The organism is Vibrio sp. 10N.222.47.A9, assembly GCF_963872585.1.
GTDB classification, from domain to species: Bacteria; Pseudomonadota; Gammaproteobacteria; order Enterobacterales; family Vibrionaceae; genus Vibrio; species Vibrio splendidus.
Window position 1 is genome coordinate 107,140 of the sequence record NZ_CAWNBB010000013.1, and the last position, 16,934, is coordinate 124,073.

Sequence of the window (16,934 nt, forward strand, 5' to 3'; positions counted from 1 at the left end):
TCCGCTTTTTATTTTATTTTTTAGTCAGTTGGCTCATAGCGCTCACAGGGATGATTGCGCCAGAGTATTGAATAACGATTGAAGCCAGTTGGTGGCCAAGTTCGGCTGCGTCGGTGGCGCTCTCGCCAGTAAGACGCGCAGCTAAATAACCCGCGGCGAATGAATCGCCCGCCGCGCAGGTGTCGACCACGTTAGAAACACGCGTCGCTGATACATAATTCTCAACAATGTTGCCCTGTTCAACTTGAACAATCTTGCATGGCTCACAGCCACGCTTGATGACGATCTCTTGGCAACCCAAACGAAGGCAGCGTTGTTGAACGTTCTCTGAGTTACTCCATACAAGCAAATCGTCGTCTTCGGTAATCAAGGCGATGTCCACCAGCGGCAGTAACTTGGCGTACCAATGTTGAGCTTGCTTGGTGCTCCAAAGTTGCGGGCGATAGTTGTTATCAAAAATCACCTTGCCGCCTTGGTTTGAGAACACGCTAATGGCTTTGAATAGATGCTCGCGAGAGGCATCATCCAAAATCGCGATACTGATACCGCTGATGTAAACCGCATCGACTTGCTTCTCTGTCAGGGCGATTTCAAGCTTATTCAGGTTGTCAGCTTGCTTGTTTAAGTTATCGATTTGAAAGTAAGATTTTACTGCCGCATCGTTGCGCCAGTAGTGAAAATGTCGCTCACCCGTTTCATCGGTTTCGACCATGTAGAGTCCAGGAAGCTTGCTGGCGATGCGTTCGACGAAATTGGTTTGAATACCTTCTAACTGCCAGCTATCAATCATATTTTGAGACAGTTCATCGCAACCAAGTCCAGTCGCGTAATGAACAGAGAGGTTTTGATGTTGGGTTAAGCGAGAAAGGTAAAGCGCGGTATTGAGCGTGTCACCGCCGAATTTTTTGGTTAATGGAGAGCCGCTAATTTCGACCATGCACTCGCCAAAAAAAGCAATATTGAAGTTAGAAGATGCAGGCATAGCAGATCCTAAAATAGAGAGATAAATGGGGAAGAAGGCTCTACCGACAAGCAGAGCCTGAGCTAGCTAAACCACTCCACAACTTGTTGTACTGAATTTGTTGTACTAACTAGCTGTGGAGCGTTTTAGATTAGCTTGTTTGATTAGCAGGACGTTGAGAAGACGCTTCTTCTTCAAGCACACCTGAGTCTGACAATTCCATCTCCATCAGAGCGCGCTCGTCATCAAGAATTGCTTTCGCCATTTCAGGTGTCACTTGGTTAGCCGGAGTACATAGGCTCACAACCACACCAGCCGTTAGGGCCACTAGACAAGAAGGAATCACAGGGTTACCCCAGAAAGCCGTGTAGTCTGCGTTTAGCATTACAACAAATGAAGCCACAGATGCACCCGCTAGAGTAGCAAGCGCACCCTGCCAGTTATAACGTTTCCAGAATCGACCCAACATACCGCACACAAACATGCCCGACATTACGGTTGAAATCATTTTCGTGATGTAGCCAATGATGTCGTTTGACGTTAGTGCGAACAACAGTGCAAAACCAATCACCACAATCAGTGCCAAGCGAGAATAGTTCACCATTGACTCTTTGTTTGGTACGCGGCCCGTGAACATCACGTAAACATCACGAAGTAGGATAGAAACACCGGCTATCGCATCTGAGCTTGCGCTCGACATCGTTGCAGAAAGACCCGCGATAAGAACAATCATGCCAACGCCAACCGGAAGGACCGTTGCAGCTACGTAAGGGAACGAGTAGTTCGCGTTATCCAATGTTGGGTCAATGGCATGTGCTGCCATACCGATGATTGCAGGGATGATTGAGAAGAAAAGGTACAACACACCCGATGCAACAAATGAGCGACGAACCGTTGATACATCTTTACCTGAGTAGATACGCTGACGGAATGAAGGCGTCGCCAGTACACCTACACCAATAACCACAGCCAGAGAAACAGCAGGCAGAAGACCCAGTTTATCGATTGCTAAAAAGCTTGTAGCAGCAGGGTCCATTGCAGCGTAAAGGTTATCCATGCCGCCGATGTAATCAACTGACATTACCGCCATCAAGATGAAGCCAGCAAAAAGAATGATAGCTTGAATGGTATCGGTCCAGACAACCGCGGTGTAACCACCGATCACCACGTAAATAGTGAATGCCGCTGCAATAATGATTTTCGCTAGGTTGAGATCGATGTCTGCAATCCACGCTAAGTACATGCCGCCACCTAGAATGTGGGCGCCTAACCAACCAATTGAAGCGACAAAGATCAGTACACCTACAACGTTTTTCACGATGCGGTTAGCGCCAACATAGTAAGCCAGTTCTTCACTCATGGTCATGAAATTCAATTTACGAACCGGAGCAAACCAAAGTGCAAGTAATAGGATGCCTATCGCACCACCAATGCCGTACAGAGCACCTGCCCAGCCATTTGCGTAGCCGAAGCCAACCGCACCCATACTTGAACCCGTACCGACCATCGTCGCTACTGTTGTGCCAAGTACTAAGAACATAGGTAGGCCACGGCCACCTAATAAGAAATCTTCGCCAGATTTTTGATTACGCGAGACAAACCAGCCTAACCAAATTAAAAATAATACGTACACGCCGAAGCCTGTAAGAAAAAGTGTGCTGTTCATTTGACACCTCTCAGTGAAATATTGAGTTCATTCCTGAACTTTATTTATGATTCATTCATTTTATATTTCATATAATTACTTTATTGATTCTATCTTTTTTAATTAAAGTAATTTTTATAAATGTAGGGTGAGAGTATTAAAGGATAATAACAGGGATGACTACCCCCTAATACTCTCTAAGTAGGTAATTGTGATTAGGTTATTACTATCCGCGATCGGCGCGGTAGCAAGTCACATCTACTTCAACCTTCACGTCTACAACTAAGTCGCAAACCATGCAGATACGGGCCGGTGGGTTAGCACCGAAGAACTCTTTGAATACCTTATTAAAAGATTGGAAGTAACGAGAATCCGTTAGCACAACCTTTACGTGCATTACGTCTTCTAGGCCGTAGCCCGCTTCAGTCATGATATCGACACAGTTTTGGATCGCTAGGCGAGACTGGTCAACAATGCCACCCTCAACCACTTCACCATCTGTCATCGGTGTCTGGCCAGAAACGTATAGGAAACCACCTGCTTCAGTTGCACGTGCAAATGGTAAATGTTGTCCGCCTGTACCTGTACCGCCTTCAACACCGTAACGTTTAATAGTCATTTTTTAACTCCACTTATTTATAGATACTATTGGGTTTATAGATAACATTGGCTTTATAGATGAAACAGTTTCTATTCCAATATATTTAAATTAATTCGCCGTTTTTATAATAACCTGAATTTAATAAATAATTTAAACTCTAGTTTCGGTAAATAAAAACGCCTGAACGATTATTTCTTACTTTTCCTTGCTGGTAAGTTAACTCACCATTTACAAATACACTTTCTATTCCTTCAGCAACTGAAATAGGATTTTCAAATGTTGCTGTGTCTTTAATATTCTTTGGATCAAATAAAACTAAATCAGCAAAGGCACCACAGCGAACTTCGCCTCGGCCCGCTAAGTTGTAACGCTGCGCCGACATTCCGGTCATCTTGTGAATCGCTTCTGGCAACGAGAACAGTTTTTCGTCTCGGCAATAGTGACCTAGCACTTTCGGGAAGGTGCCCCACAATCTTGGGTGTGGATGCGGGTCATTTGGTAAACCGTCTGAACCGACCATGGTCAGTTTGTATTTCAATACGCGCTTTACGTCGTTCTCATCCATGCAGTGATAAACCGCGCCCGCTGGTTGAAGCGCTTTTGCTGCGTCCATCAGGGAGAGATTCATTTCATCAGCAATCTGCTTAAGCGTTTTGCCTGCATGTTCTGGTTTTGCTTCAGACCAAGTGATGAAGATGTCAAAATCGTCGGTCACTTGTTTCAAATCTAATGTCGAAGAACTCGCTGAGTATGGGTAACAGTCGCAAGACACATCTTGGTGCTCAGAAACCTTGTCCATTAAGTCGAGTACTTCAACGGTTCTACCCCAATTGCCCGCACCTGCACATTTTAGGTGGGAGATAACAACCGGCACTTTCGCGTATTGTCCTGTCTCAAACGCCTCTTCCATCGCGCTTAAGATCTCTTCAAATTCGGTACGCATATGCGTGGTATAGATGCCGCCGTGACCAGAAAGCACTTTCGCTAACTGCATCACTTCGTTGGCATTCGCTTGTTTCGCGCTTGCGTAAGCCAAACCCGAGCTCAAACCTAATGCGCCTTGCGCCATCGCTAAATCAAGGTTGGTTTGCATCGCTGCGATTTCGTCTTCGCTTGCAGTGCGCTGCAGGTCGTCCATCACTTGGTTACGCAATGTCGTATGGCCGACTAATGCTGCTACGTTTACTGCGGGTTGAGCTTGCTCTACCGCTTGTGCATACGCGGCGAAAGTTGGGTATTTAAAGTCAGCTTGTGCGCCTAAAAGATTCATTGGGTCAGGTGGATCGCCAGCCAAAACGGTTGGTGATGCGCTGATACCACAGTTACCAACAATCACGGTTGTGACACCTTGACTAATCTTAGGCAGGCAGTCTGGGTAACGAATTACGTTGGTATCGTCATGTGTATGTACATCGATAAATCCAGGAGCCAATGCTAAGCCTGCTCCCTCAACCAACTGGCCACAATCTTCGTGATCGATTTGACCAATTTCGGCTATTTTTCCATCTCGGATTGCTACATCGGCACAAAACGATTGTTCGCCGGTGCCATCAAACACCTCTACATTTTTAATTATCGTATCGAACAACATTTTTCACTCTCTCAATCCACTGTGTTGATGGAGCTATATTAGAAATTCAGCCGATTATTTTCAGTGACAAAACACACATAATATTTTAATTTGTGTGATAGTTTCTACCACAAAACAGATTGTGGATATATTTAAACATTAAATAACAACAACTTAAATCATTTTAGGAATCAGCAATGAAACATAACCCTGCACATAAAGATGTTATAAAGTATCAAAACGATAGTTTTGTCTTGACTGAGAAAGGCCAAAAAGGGAGAGCAATATCACAATCTGAGAACGGTATTTACCGACTGGTTGATGAAGATATTTCGCTCCCGGTAGCAATTATCAAACAATCCGCCTTAACCAATAACCTGAATTGGATGCAATCATTCGCCGATCACCATCAGGTTAAATTGTCGCCACATGGCAAAACCTCCATGACACCTGCTTTTTTCCGCCAACAGCTAGAAAATGGCGCTTGGGGTATTACAGTAGCAACGCCTGCACAGGCAGAAGTTGCCGCTATGGCGGGTGCAAAACGAATCATCATGGCCAACCAATTGGTGGGTAAAACCAACATGGCGATCGTTGAACAGCTTATTCGCGAGTTTGATGTCGATTTTTACTGTTGTGTGGATTCATCGGTAAACGTGCAACAACTTAACCAATATTTCACCAATACAAAGCAAACGCTAAAGGTACTGATCGAGTTTGGTGTACCGGGTGGTCGTTGTGGATGTCGTTCACCACAAGAAGTTCTAGAACTGGCTCAATTCATCCAAGACACACCTGCCCTTTCGCTCGCGGGTATTGAGGTGTATGAAGGTGTGATTCACGGTGACAACGCAGAACAAGACATTCGCACCTTCTTGAAACAGGCGCTGACTTCGGTCGAAAGCCTCGCGTCAGATGGCCTAATTGCAGGGCAACCTATCATCACGGGCGCTGGTTCTGCTTGGTATGACGTGGTTGCAGAATGTTTGGCGAACCTAACCGATTACTTGGCGATCATCCGCCCGGGCTGCTATGCCATTCACGACACAGGCATTTACCTAGACGCACAAAGCAAGGTGTTGCAGCGTGCCCAAGCAAACCAAGGTTACGCGTGTGAATTGGGTGGAGATCTGGAATCGGCACTTGAAGTATGGGCTTATGTTATCTCTCGTCCTGAGCCAACCAAGTTAGTGGTTGGGCTAGGCAAGCGTGATGTGGCCTTTGATGCAGGTTTACCGATTGCCGAGCGCGGCTATCGCAATGGTGAAGCTATATCAGTGAAAGGCTTAACCTCTACTGCGGTGATGGATCAGCATACCTTTGTTGAAACTGACGGTTCTTCTGAGATTGAAGTGGGCGACATGATTGCTTTCTCCACCTCACATCCGTGTTTAACCTTCGACAAATGGCGCTACATTGCCATCAGCGATGACGACCATCAGGTAACAAACTGGGTGGAAACCTGTTTCTAAATCGAATTCTCGATAAGCTAGAATCAGCGAAACAATAAGATATACTAACGGGGCTAAGCTTTAGCGACCAATGACTAGGTATTAGCAAATAGCCCCATCAACAAAGGATCAGGATTCTTGAGTTTAGAAGTAGATATCATTTCACAGATAACGGAGCGTTTTCCCGTACTTCGTGATGCAGAGAAAAAAGTCGCCAAGCTGATCATGGACGACATTGATTTTGCTGCCAATGCCAGCATTACAGAACTTGCTGAGGGTGCTCAAGTCAGTGAAGCCACCATCACACGTTTTGCTAAAGCGATCGGCTGTAACAACGTGCGTGATATGAAGATCAAGCTTGCTCAGACACTAACCGTTGGCCAGCGCTTTATCCTCGAGCCTGTTGACCAAACGGGTTATCAAGGTATCTACGAATCGATCAAGCAGAGCCTAGACATCAACCGCACTCTGTTCAAAGAGCAAGACGTTGAAACCGCAGTCAGCTGGCTGCATAACGCCAGACAGATCATTGCTATTGGTATGGGTGGTGGTTCAACCATTGCTTCTCAAGAGCTGCAACATCGACTGTTTCGTTTAGGCTACCCAGTGGTGTCGTACAACGATGGCTTAATGTCACGTATGGTTGCTGCCACGGCCGATGCCAATGACGTGATGGTGATGATTTCCGCGACCGGTTTTACACCAGTGATCACTGAAACGGCAGAGCTGGCCAAGCAGTATGGACTTAAGATCATCGCGATTACCCCACAAGACACACCGCTGGCAAAGATTGCGGATATCTTGTTGCCCATCAAGCATATGGAAACCGACTTCATCTACAAACCATCGGCTTCTCGCTACGCTATGTTGGCGTTAGTGGATGTGCTTTCTATGGGGATTGCTGTCAATCATAAGAATCGCTCGCGCGACAAACTGCGTCGCTTGAAGGTTGCGCTCGATTCCTACCGAGGCGGTGGCGATAGACAGCCTCTCGGTGATTAAACGTTACCGAAACCAAGCTTCTCGCAGCTAGTACACCACAAACTAAATCTGAATAAAAAAGCCCCGCTGTATTCACTCAATTGAGTCGATACTGCGGGGCTTTTTTAGTTGTGGTTTCGGGGAATTACTCGCCTACGTCAATTGAAGCTAAGATAAACTCAACTCGTTCTTCAACAGATAATTTAGGTACTTCCACCAGCTGATAACCAAACTGAGTATAAGCTGACACCATGTTTTCGTAGGTGGCGATCGCTTCGCCGAAGTCTTGTTTACGTTCTTGATCATTGATGAAAATCGAATCCCAAGGCGGGAAGATAAACACCTTGCTGTTGTATTCAAGTCCATTACAGCTATTCAGCAAAGATTGAGGAATAGGCAACGCCTCTAACAAGCTGTAACCGTATGAATCCACGATGCTTCTATCAAAGAAAACAGGCTGTTCACTCGATTCGAACGCTTGATAATTGGCTAACTCTTCTCGCACCATTTCATCGCGAAATGCTACTTTGTCTAACCATGGCAAGGCACTTCCTTGCTGCTCGACTTGCAGCTGAATCACTTTACGCCCGACTTCTGCTGCGCAGCGATAGCCCTGGCTTTTAAAAGCGTCGATAACCGAGGTTTTGCCAGATCCCGGCCCACCGGTAAATACGATTAGATTGTTCAAATAGACCTCTTCAAAGGGGGGAAAATAACGAATCGGGCCTAATGAAACCCAAGTTAACGAATCAAGGAAAGAATGGACTTAAATTCTGGTGCGCGGCAATCTTTCACTAGCTCGTATAAGCTCATTTCCAATCCTGTGATTTCGATACCAGCATCCATTAGTCGACGGATTGCCAGATCTTTGTTGAGTGCCGTTCGTGAGCTAATACAGTCACCAACTACCTGAACCTTGTACCCAAGTTCCAACAACCCCATTGTGGTTTGATAAACACAAATGTGAGCCTCAATACCACACACTAACCAAGTATCCACGTCCTTGGCTTGCACCGCCTCAACAAACTTAGGCTCATCACACGCGTTGAAGGTAAATTTTGGTATCGGCTTAGCATCACTCAATAGGTCATTCAGTTCGTCGACCGTCGCACCTAGCTTCTCTGGGTTCTGCTCCAAACGAATAATTGGCAGCCCCAAAACCTGCGCTCCTCGAACTAGCTTTCCGCAATTAGCAATCAGCGTATCGCTCTCATCAACAAGGCGTGCGAGCTTGCCTTGTACGTCCACAACCACCAAACCTGTATGTGCTCGGTTTAACATCCGACTCTCCTTGTCATGATTAGAATCAGCGTACTGCTTTGCTCTCAATAAACACCGAAATAAATACTACAATAGAACAAATGCAATATTTATTATGTTTTATTTTTCAATCAGTTAGATAAAACCAATTTCACTTCAACTTTAAAAAACATCGTTTTATTTAGCAAATTTAACCATTTGTCAATATATGAATTTTATTTATAAACAATATAACCAACAAATATTTCGTTAGCTCTTGATAAATCAAGGGGCGCAGGTAATCACGTTATCAATGAAAAAATAGGTTTCATTTGTGAGGGTTTTATAAATCAATCATCAGCGATACCGTGATTTGCATCACAGGATGAGTAAACAAGGTATTATCATGAAAAAATCAGCATTAGCACTCGGCTTAATCGGTTTAGTTTCACTTCCAACTTTTGCAGCAGGTATCGATGGTGGCGCATACGTAGGTGGCGGACTTAGTGCCTATCAAGGTTCCGATACGGATGGAGCACCAAGTCTGGATTCAGACGGCATGGGCTACAACCTATACGGCGGTTACCAATTCAACCGTATCGTTGGTGTGGAACTTGGCTACAACGACTATGCAGATTACAAGAACAGCACAGACAAGCTTTCACCAACGTCTATCTCTGTATCAGCAAATGTCGGTTACACGTTCGACAACACCATTCGCCCATTTGTACTAGCAGGTTTAAGCTCAGTCGACCTCAATGCGAATAGCGGCGCTGGCTACAATGATGATAGCGGCACCGGCTTCCACTTTGGTGTTGGTGTTGAATACACACCAGTTGAGCACTTAACACTTCGCCTAATTTCGCAAGCTGATGCGGTTAGTGTAGATGATTACTACATTGGAAATAATAGTTCATTCAAAACTGATGACCATACGCTGGCGTTCAACAGTGTGAGCTTCGGTGGTTCATACGACTTCTAATATTCTCCCCAAACGACTAAGTCGTAAGTAAGTAGCTCCAATTCACTTTGCTACTCTGCCCTGTGATAAGGCAGCACAGTAAAGTGAATTTTTTGTATCTATGTAACGATTCAACTTACAAAGCCATACAGTAATGAGCAAAAGACTCAGGGATAATTGTCAACAACGGTCGAGAGACCAAAAACCAATAACGATTAAAAATCGACAGTGACCGACAATCACATTTGAAGACATGACAGAGTGAGTAACAAAGATGAACAAGATAACAAAATCAGCATTAGCACTGGGTTTAATCAGCGCAGTTTCTCTTCCAGCTTTAGCAGCAGGTACTGACGGCGGTGCTTACATTGGTGGCGGTCTTGGCATATACCAAGATTCTGATACCGATGGTCAGGGCAGTTTAGATTCAGACGGTATGGGCTACAACCTATATGGCGGCTACCAATTCAACCGCATCGTAGGTGTTGAACTTGGCTACAACGATTACGCAGACTACAAAAAAGGGACTGCAAAACTGTCTCCAACGTCTGTTTCTTTGTCAGCAAATCTTGGTTACACATTCGACAACACAATCCGCCCATTCGTATTGGCTGGTTTAAGCTCTGTTGACCTAAACGCAAATAAGAGTGCTGGTTACGCTGATGACAGCGGTACGGGTTTCCACTTTGGTGTTGGTGTTGAATACACACCAATCGAGCATCTAACACTACGTCTAATTTCACAAGCAGACGCAGTGAGTGTTGAAAACGACTACGGCTTTAAGAAAGAAGACAAAACACTTGCCTTCAGCAGCATTAGCTTCGGTGGCTCATACAACTTCTAATGTAATTGAACCACATAGAATAAGCTGAACATACTAATTCACTTTGCTGTTCCACCTTGTCATGAAGGTCTCTCAGTAAAGTGAATTTTTTGTATCTACACACCTTAGCGTCATTTCACTTTAGCCAGTTTATCGCTCAGCGCCTTCTATTTGAGCTTTATGCATTGATATTAGAGCTTTCTTGGTAGCGAGACTAAAATAAAGGGATAAGTGACACAGGAAGACAATACCTATGAATCTACCACGCTTAAACATGTCGATAAACAAACTCCCTTTCGTTTTGGCAGTGTATTACCTGCTTGTCATTAACTTGCCTATCTCACGCGAACTGTTCAATATTCTTAGTGCCTCACAAGCCGAAAGCATTGGGTTTATCATCTCGATCCCATTTTTCTTTCTCGCCGCATTCAACTTTATCTTTCAAGTATTCAACTGGCCGATATTCGCCAAAGCTTTTTTTATCTTGTTACTACTTACTTCCTCTTTAGTCAGCTACAGCATGTTCAACTACGGCATTTTTGTAGACTATGGAATGATAGAAAACGTCTTCGAAACCAACAGCGGAGAGGCTGCTAGCTACCTAAGCAGCTATTCTATTTTATGGTTTGTTCTGATGGGAGGAGTCCCGTCACTGCTGCTTTTATTTACGGATCTTGAAAAAGAATCTTGGAAAGATTTTGCTATTTGGAAGGCGATTGGATTGCTCTCTTCGTTGATTGTCATAGCGATTATTGCTGGACTGTTTTACAAAGATTATGTGTCGATTGGTCGTAATAACTCTCATCTTAAAAAGATGATCATTCCGACCGAATACGTCGCTTCAACCGCAAAATACATCAACAATACTTACATCAAAGAACCGATTCCTTACCAAGAAATCGGCTTAGATGCGCAGCTAAAACCAGAAGCTAAACAAGCTGAAAAACCAACCTTATTGGTGTTTGTTCTTGGTGAAACAGCACGTGTATATAACTACCAATATTATGGCTATGAGAAAGAAACCAATGCTCATACCAAACCCTATAATCCGATCTTTTTCTCTGATGTTCAGTCATGCGGAACAGCCACTGCGGTTTCTGTGCCGTGTATGTTTTCTAACATGAACCGAAGTAACTACGATCGCGACAAAGCCTACAACCAAGATAACGTAGTCGACATTATGAACCGCGCGGGCATTCACTCTATCTGGCGAGAGCACGATGGTGGAGACAAGGCGGTCGCACATCGAATCAAAGAGATGACTCTCGTCGCCAAAGACAGCGACCCGCTGTGTAATAAAGATGTGTGCTATGACACAGCCATGCTAGAGAACTTCGAAAAAGATACTCAAGATCTTAAACAAGATAGCATCATTTTCTATCATATCTCCGGATCTCACGGCCCAACTTACTTTGAGCGATACCCAGAAGATCATAAGAAGTTTGTGCCAGACTGCCCACGTTCTGATATCGAAAACTGCACCAAAGAGCAAGTAGTCAACACCTACGACAACACCATCTTGTACACGGATTTCTTTCTCTCACAGGCTATTCAAAAGCTAGAGAAACTCACCGATAAGTACAATGTCGCGCTGATGTACATTTCCGATCACGGAGAATCATTGGGAGAAAATGGCGTCTACTTACACGGCATGCCTTATTCATTGGCACCGAAAGAGCAAACCCATGTGCCTATGATCCTATGGATGTCTGATGGTTTCGCCGAGCAGAAAGGGATAAACCAAACCTGCTTGAGAAAGGCAGGCAAAGAACAGAGCTTCTCCCAAGACAACCTGTTCGACTCTTTACTCGGCCTAATGGATGTACAAACTAAAGAATACCGAGAGAACCAAGATATTTTTGCTGCGTGTCGGTAGTGCTTTTGCTTATGTAAACCATCGGAAAACTCGAGTTGCCTGAACAAGCTCTCCTCAACTTCTCCTAAAAAGAAAAGACCTCGGTCTTTTCTTTTTTTTCGTCGCTAACATGGAGCCAGAGTGCTAATTTATAACGATGAAACAATGAGCTACATTTAATAGACACAATAATAGAAGAGTACGTCGTGCTCCAAAGACCAACCTGTCTTATTAGACTTTATCTCACTCACATCGATCATTGAACTTACCAAGATTAAGCTCAGTTCAATACGGCACCTGAATGGCGCCACAATATCAATGTTTACGTCATATCATTAAGGACAAATGAATGGACGCTTTCATAATTTCAAGCTGGCAATTTTCTGAGGGTGTGGCACATGAACACACCACCAGCCCAGCCTCATTCGAGCAATCAACTTGGTATCACTGTCAAAGAGATGCTGACGGTTTGAGAGAATGGCTCCACAGTAATACGGTTCCAAATGCCATCATCGATTCATTACTCACCGATGACACCCGTCCTCGGTTCGAACAGTTTGGTCACGACTGTTTTTTGATGATTCTGCGAGGTATTAATCTAAACGAAGGTGCTAACCCTGACGACATGCTTAGCCTACGCATCTTATGGTACAAAGGCACTTTAATATCGACACGCAAAGTTCCTTCAAAAGCGGTCAGTAATCTGATATCTGATCTCAAACAAAACCAAGGCCCGACATCATTACCTGATGTATTACTGGGCATGATACGTGGAATCAACCACAGTATTTCAACCTTCCTAGTACCCGTCGAACTCTTGATTGACGAGTTAGAATCTAAATCCAATATCGACATAAGATCCATTAACGCTCTGCATTCAAGGCTACTTAGACTAAGGCGCTATTTGAAGCCACAGAAATACGTTTTTGAGGACTTAATGAGTGACCTGCCTGCACCATTGAGTAAGCACAACAGTCATATAAAGAACAGCCTTGATACCATCCTGAGAATTAATGAGTCTGTTGAGTTTTACATCGAACAAATTAATGTATTTTTAGCGAGCCTAAGTCAGCAACAAGCTGAAAAAATGAATAGAAATACGTACCTATTTTCTATCATTGCGGGTATTTTCCTCCCTGCTGGGTTTTTCACCGGTTTGCTGGGTGTCAATATTGCAGGAATACCCGGAACAGATAACCCAATAGCATTCCCACTATTTTGCGTTGGGCTGCTCGTGGTCATAGCGGCAGAGGTCATTATTTTGAAAAAATTGAGGTTTATTTAATGGTTGAGTTTTTGCAATCCAATATGTGGCTTAAACAAGTGGGTTTAGGTTTACTTCTTATCACTGTTTATTGGGTGATAAAACGCTTGGGGAAAAACTGGATAGAAACATTAGCGGAAAATAAGCGCGTCGAATTGAAGCGAAAGCAGTTCGTGATTAAGTGTTTCAATATCGTTCTGTTTCTACTCTTCATCGCTGTGTTTACGATTGTTCTTAACTTGGGTTTTGGTGATATTTCGCTGTTTTTATCATCCATATTTGCGGTGCTGGGTGTCGCTTTATTCGCGCAATGGTCGATTCTAAGTAACCTCACAGCCAGTGTACTAATATTTTTCGTCTTCCCTTATCGCATTGGCGACAGAGTAAGAGTCGCGGAGAAAGACGAAGACATCAGCGGTGTGATCATCGATATCACCATGTTCCACGTTATTCTTCGACACAGTTCGGGCAACATCATCACCTACCCTAATAACCTGATCCTACAAAAAGGCGTGATAAAGGTATTAGTTGAGCCTGAGTTAAAGAGTGAAACTGTCGATACAAAACTCATCAAAGCTGAAGACTCAGGAAAGTAATGCGCCCTATCCAACGTCCCAATCAATAAGTTCAGCAGAGGGCAAAATATCTTGCCCTCTTTCAATTAACATCAGCTCTTCTGTTAACACCCACACACCTTTCAAAACTGTCGTTTTTATTCAATACCGGCCTCAAGCCGTCGCCTACAATTGCTGTCATTGAAACGTGGCTCAGCTAATCAATTATCTCATCGTCAATTGACGTACCTGAGAACAAGATGACGACCACGCACTCTACCGAATCAAGACAGCAGGAATTCAAGCGATGTTAGACATCAAAAAAATCTCAACACTTAGCGACTTAAACGAATTTAAAACGGCTTACTTTGCTGAGTCAACAGCGCCACTCGATGGCATGTGACACTTTGGCTTTGTGCCAATGTCTGACCATTTTGGTTTTTACGAAAACGGTAATCTTGTCGGTTATTGCGTATTGAATGGCGAAGGCTACTTACTTCAGTTCTACCTAGCACCAACAGCCAGTACTCATATTGAAGACTTGTTCCCCTTAATCGTAGAGAACAACAGCTCTGTGATTGGTAATGTGAAAGGCGCATTCGTGAGTACGGCTGAGCCACAATATTTATCACTGTGTGTCGACAACACAGAGTCATTTAAAGTGAATGCGATGATGTACCGCCAAAACTCTCAAGCCAGATCTGATTGTGATTCAGACCGCATTGAAGAGATAGAGATGAGCCTCGCGACAGAAGAACAACTGGAGCAGTTCGTTGAGTTTGCTTCATCAGCGATTGGCGCGCCAAAAGAGTGGCTCACCGGTTACTACAGCAACTTAATTGCTCGCCAAGAGCTATGGGGCTACATAGAAAATAACCATGTTCTAGCAACCGGAGAGTGTCGTAAGTTCGATGAGCATCAAACACAGTTTGCCGACCTAGGTATGATTGTCGCACAACAAGAACGCGGTAAAGGCTTAGCAACGCGTGTTCTTAACTTTCTAAAGCAGCACGCTAATAGCCAAGGGGTAGAAGCTATGTGCTCTACGGAAAGTAGTAATATTGGCGCACAAAAGGCCATCACACGCGCTGGGTTATCATCAAAGCATCGTATCTTGCAGTTTAATTTTAGCGAATTAAAGGAAACTGATTAGCCTTGATTCGGATTAACAAACATCAAGACTAAGTTCTAACAATAGATACTGATAAAAACTGTCACCTCCAACGATATCCACATATAGTTGGAGGTGACAGTCATCTGAAATAGAAGGTCTAATGATCAATTGGTTACAGTCTCCAAAATCCCCTGTAGTTGCTCAGTTCATTGATTGCTACTGGCTGATTGAAAAGACGCCCGACGCTCAAACTCATCAATTTCCGATACTCAATCCCGATCCATCAGCACACCTGATCTTATCGCCAAGCGAGCAAGCGTATCACTACACTATTGAGCAAAAAATCGATCAAGACGTTGGTTGCCATCTACTGCTGCCACACCATAAAGCCATCGAATTGGATCACTCGAAGCCCTTTGTTCACTTGGGCATTAAATTCCATGTCGGAGCCTTGTATTCATTGGCTCTCCCAGATTGCCCTCACCCTAGCTTGGACAGGGTGAGTCCAGTCAATCTCGCAGGTTTGCTAAACAAGCCAAACGTCGATGCAACGTCACTGATCAAGCTCGCTCAAACCGATGTTGAGGCCTGCTGTCAGCAGTTAGATGATTTGCTGCTTCCTTGGTTATCGACAGCTAAAACGGATAGGCATAGCGAACTCACACGTAAGGTGTTGGCTGTGCTTGGTTCGACGCCGATTGCAGAGCTTGGCGACAAGCTGTTTTGCTCGCAAAGAACATTAGAGAGAAGCTTCAACAAGGTAACAGGGCTGACATTAAAACAGTGCCAATCGATGAACAAGCTCGAAGCAATGCTGGAATACTTGTATAAGCGAAATTTGGATGACATCGACTGGATGGACGTCGCCTTTCAATTTGGGTTTAGCGACCAACCGCACCTGATTCGTTACCTAAAGAAAACCATCGGTCTAACACCCAATACTTACGCTAAACAAGGCGGTTTAACTATTGATGTTTATGGTGGAGTGAGATCGGACTAACCCACCCTTTACCCATCAAGCACTCTCTGTCTTTTGTGTCCCATTAGTAGCAAGTTTTATTGAGTTTAGATTTGCGACTAAATATACTGGGGACACCATCAAACGGAGGACAAAAATGAATAATAAAAACAAACATATAGTTTTAATTCATGGTCTATATATGCCTGCGTTGATCATGCAATATCTGGATAGAAACTTCAAAAAACGCGGCTTTACAACGCACAAGTTTGCCTACAACTCGCTGCGTTTCCCTTCTGCAGCCAAACGCCTCAATCGCTTCGTGAATGCTCGCTTTGATGAGTACGATGAGGTCTACTTTTTTGGTCACTCACTGGGTGGCTTGCTAATTCGCCACTACTTTAAGTTCTACCAGCCCGACTTTGCAGACACCTGCATTATTACCGCAGGCACACCGCACAATGGGGCAACCATCGCCAAAACGCTTTCGAATCATGGGCTTGGATTTATATTTGGTTCGAGCAAAATGATCTTAAGCGATGGCCTGGGTGACTACGACATTGATGTGCCGATTGGCGTGATTACAGGCACTTACGACGCCGGAGTTGGACGTATTGTACTGGGAAAAAATCCGGGGGATGGCACGGTAACACTCGAAGACGCAAACCTGAGAGGGGCAACGGATACTTACGCTCTCAAACTCAACCACACGGCGCTTGTCTACTCCAAGGAAGTCGTGGCACTGTCGGCTCAGTTCATCGAACACAGAGCTTTTAAGGACGCTTCATAGCTTTTGCGTTAGCTGTTTTCCGTTAACTTTTGTGCGCGTTAGCTCGTGTATCTAGCTCTGGTTCTCTTATTACTGTTTTCTTACTTCTGGTAGACGGATACAAAGATAGATAAAAACAAAAATACCACTCTGCGATAAGAGTGGTATTCAAAGATTCATTGCTAAAG

15 protein-coding genes and 1 pseudogene are annotated in these 16,934 nt (G+C 44.3%); 10 read left to right on the top strand and 6 right to left on the bottom strand.

The genetic code is table 11. From position 1 onward, the window contains the following. Positions 1–13: 13 nt before the first annotated feature. The 4 genes from AACT19_RS02080 to AACT19_RS02095 form a co-directional block, all read right to left on the bottom strand. Entirely contained in the window at positions 14–982 is a 969-nt protein-coding gene (locus AACT19_RS02080; protein ID WP_076644953.1) for a sugar kinase, read from the bottom strand. 130 nt (positions 983–1,112) lie between these two features. Further along, positions 1,113–2,627, bottom strand: a complete 1,515-nt coding sequence (locus AACT19_RS02085) for a sodium:solute symporter family protein (protein ID WP_017078439.1) — start codon at positions 2,625–2,627, stop codon at positions 1,113–1,115. Between the two features lie 205 nt (positions 2,628–2,832). Continuing rightward, entirely contained in the window at positions 2,833–3,225 is a 393-nt protein-coding gene (locus tag AACT19_RS02090; protein ID WP_004732497.1) for a RidA family protein, read from the bottom strand. A gap of 139 nt (positions 3,226–3,364) precedes the next feature. After that, the gene (locus AACT19_RS02095) at positions 3,365–4,798 is read right to left on the bottom strand and encodes an N-acyl-D-amino-acid deacylase family protein (protein ID WP_017095817.1); all 1,434 of its coding nucleotides are present in this window, start codon (positions 4,796–4,798) and stop codon (positions 3,365–3,367) included. A gap of 176 nt (positions 4,799–4,974) precedes the next feature. Between AACT19_RS02095 and AACT19_RS02100 the strand changes: the two genes are divergently transcribed. Together AACT19_RS02100 and AACT19_RS02105 are read left to right on the top strand one after the other, a co-directional pair. After that, positions 4,975–6,249 carry an amino acid deaminase gene (locus tag AACT19_RS02100; RefSeq protein ID WP_076644954.1) on the top strand — a complete coding sequence of 425 codons (1,275 nt, stop codon included), beginning with the start codon at positions 4,975–4,977 and terminating at the stop codon, positions 6,247–6,249. 117 nt (positions 6,250–6,366) lie between these two features. Beyond that, positions 6,367–7,230 carry a MurR/RpiR family transcriptional regulator gene (locus AACT19_RS02105; protein WP_004732501.1) on the top strand — a complete coding sequence of 288 codons (864 nt, stop codon included), beginning with the start codon at positions 6,367–6,369 and terminating at the stop codon, positions 7,228–7,230. Positions 7,231–7,354: 124 nt separating this feature from the next. Here AACT19_RS02105 and AACT19_RS02110 read toward each other — a convergent pair whose 3' ends face one another. Both AACT19_RS02110 and AACT19_RS02115 read right to left on the bottom strand, forming a co-directional pair. Then, positions 7,355–7,897 carry an AAA family ATPase gene (locus AACT19_RS02110; protein ID WP_076644955.1) on the bottom strand — a complete coding sequence of 181 codons (543 nt, stop codon included), beginning with the start codon at positions 7,895–7,897 and terminating at the stop codon, positions 7,355–7,357. A gap of 53 nt (positions 7,898–7,950) precedes the next feature. Continuing rightward, entirely contained in the window at positions 7,951–8,490 is a 540-nt protein-coding gene (locus tag AACT19_RS02115; protein ID WP_076644956.1) for a hydrolase, read from the bottom strand. Positions 8,491–8,854: 364 nt separating this feature from the next. Between AACT19_RS02115 and AACT19_RS02120 the strand changes: the two genes are divergently transcribed. The 8 genes and pseudogenes from AACT19_RS02120 (at position 8,855) to AACT19_RS02155 (ending at position 16,767) form a co-directional block, all read left to right on the top strand. After that, entirely contained in the window at positions 8,855–9,430 is a 576-nt protein-coding gene (locus AACT19_RS02120; protein WP_370590924.1) for a porin family protein, read from the top strand. A 253-nt stretch (positions 9,431–9,683) separates the two neighbouring features. Further along, positions 9,684–10,253, top strand: a complete 570-nt coding sequence (locus AACT19_RS02125) for a porin family protein (RefSeq protein ID WP_004732507.1) — start codon at positions 9,684–9,686, stop codon at positions 10,251–10,253. A gap of 232 nt (positions 10,254–10,485) precedes the next feature. Continuing rightward, positions 10,486–12,108, top strand: coding sequence for a phosphoethanolamine transferase (locus AACT19_RS02130; protein ID WP_076644957.1), 1,623 nt, complete (start codon positions 10,486–10,488; stop codon positions 12,106–12,108). A gap of 328 nt (positions 12,109–12,436) precedes the next feature. Further along, entirely contained in the window at positions 12,437–13,372 is a 936-nt protein-coding gene (locus tag AACT19_RS02135; RefSeq protein ID WP_017089364.1) for a CorA family divalent cation transporter, read from the top strand. Beyond that, positions 13,372–13,947: a mechanosensitive ion channel family protein gene (locus AACT19_RS02140; protein ID WP_017078430.1), complete on the top strand. Its 576-nt coding sequence runs from the start codon at positions 13,372–13,374 to the stop codon at positions 13,945–13,947. The genes AACT19_RS02135 and AACT19_RS02140 overlap by 1 nt, the downstream gene beginning before the upstream one ends. 265 nt (positions 13,948–14,212) lie before the next feature. Then, positions 14,213–15,058, top strand: a pseudogene (locus AACT19_RS02145) (GNAT family N-acetyltransferase). A 121-nt stretch (positions 15,059–15,179) separates the two neighbouring features. Beyond that, positions 15,180–16,019 carry a helix-turn-helix domain-containing protein gene (locus tag AACT19_RS02150; RefSeq protein WP_076644958.1) on the top strand — a complete coding sequence of 280 codons (840 nt, stop codon included), beginning with the start codon at positions 15,180–15,182 and terminating at the stop codon, positions 16,017–16,019. A 115-nt stretch (positions 16,020–16,134) separates the two neighbouring features. Then, complete coding sequence (locus tag AACT19_RS02155) at positions 16,135–16,767, top strand: esterase/lipase family protein (protein ID WP_017097215.1); 633 nt, start codon at positions 16,135–16,137, stop codon at positions 16,765–16,767. The last annotated feature ends 167 nt before the right edge of the window (positions 16,768–16,934 follow it).

What these genes read in the sequence shown, in the direction of transcription:
- AACT19_RS02155 (WP_017097215.1), top strand. Translation starts at nt 16,135, where the DNA reads ATGAATAATAAAAACAAACATATAGTTTTAATTCATGGTCTATATATG.
- AACT19_RS02095 (WP_017095817.1), bottom strand. Translation starts at nt 4,798, where the DNA reads ATGTTGTTCGATACGATAATTAAAAATGTAGAGGTGTTTGATGGCACC.
- AACT19_RS02100 (WP_076644954.1), top strand. Translation starts at nt 4,975, where the DNA reads ATGAAACATAACCCTGCACATAAAGATGTTATAAAGTATCAAAACGAT.
- AACT19_RS02150 (WP_076644958.1), top strand. Translation starts at nt 15,180, where the DNA reads ATGATCAATTGGTTACAGTCTCCAAAATCCCCTGTAGTTGCTCAGTTC.
- AACT19_RS02085 (WP_017078439.1), bottom strand. Translation starts at nt 2,627, where the DNA reads ATGAACAGCACACTTTTTCTTACAGGCTTCGGCGTGTACGTATTATTT.
- AACT19_RS02115 (WP_076644956.1), bottom strand. Translation starts at nt 8,490, where the DNA reads ATGTTAAACCGAGCACATACAGGTTTGGTGGTTGTGGACGTACAAGGC.
- AACT19_RS02140 (WP_017078430.1), top strand. Translation starts at nt 13,372, where the DNA reads ATGGTTGAGTTTTTGCAATCCAATATGTGGCTTAAACAAGTGGGTTTA.
- AACT19_RS02125 (WP_004732507.1), top strand. Translation starts at nt 9,684, where the DNA reads ATGAACAAGATAACAAAATCAGCATTAGCACTGGGTTTAATCAGCGCA.
- AACT19_RS02135 (WP_017089364.1), top strand. Translation starts at nt 12,437, where the DNA reads ATGGACGCTTTCATAATTTCAAGCTGGCAATTTTCTGAGGGTGTGGCA.
- AACT19_RS02080 (WP_076644953.1), bottom strand. Translation starts at nt 982, where the DNA reads ATGCCTGCATCTTCTAACTTCAATATTGCTTTTTTTGGCGAGTGCATG.
- AACT19_RS02130 (WP_076644957.1), top strand. Translation starts at nt 10,486, where the DNA reads ATGAATCTACCACGCTTAAACATGTCGATAAACAAACTCCCTTTCGTT.
- AACT19_RS02090 (WP_004732497.1), bottom strand. Translation starts at nt 3,225, where the DNA reads ATGACTATTAAACGTTACGGTGTTGAAGGCGGTACAGGTACAGGCGGA.
- AACT19_RS02120 (WP_370590924.1), top strand. Translation starts at nt 8,855, where the DNA reads ATGAAAAAATCAGCATTAGCACTCGGCTTAATCGGTTTAGTTTCACTT.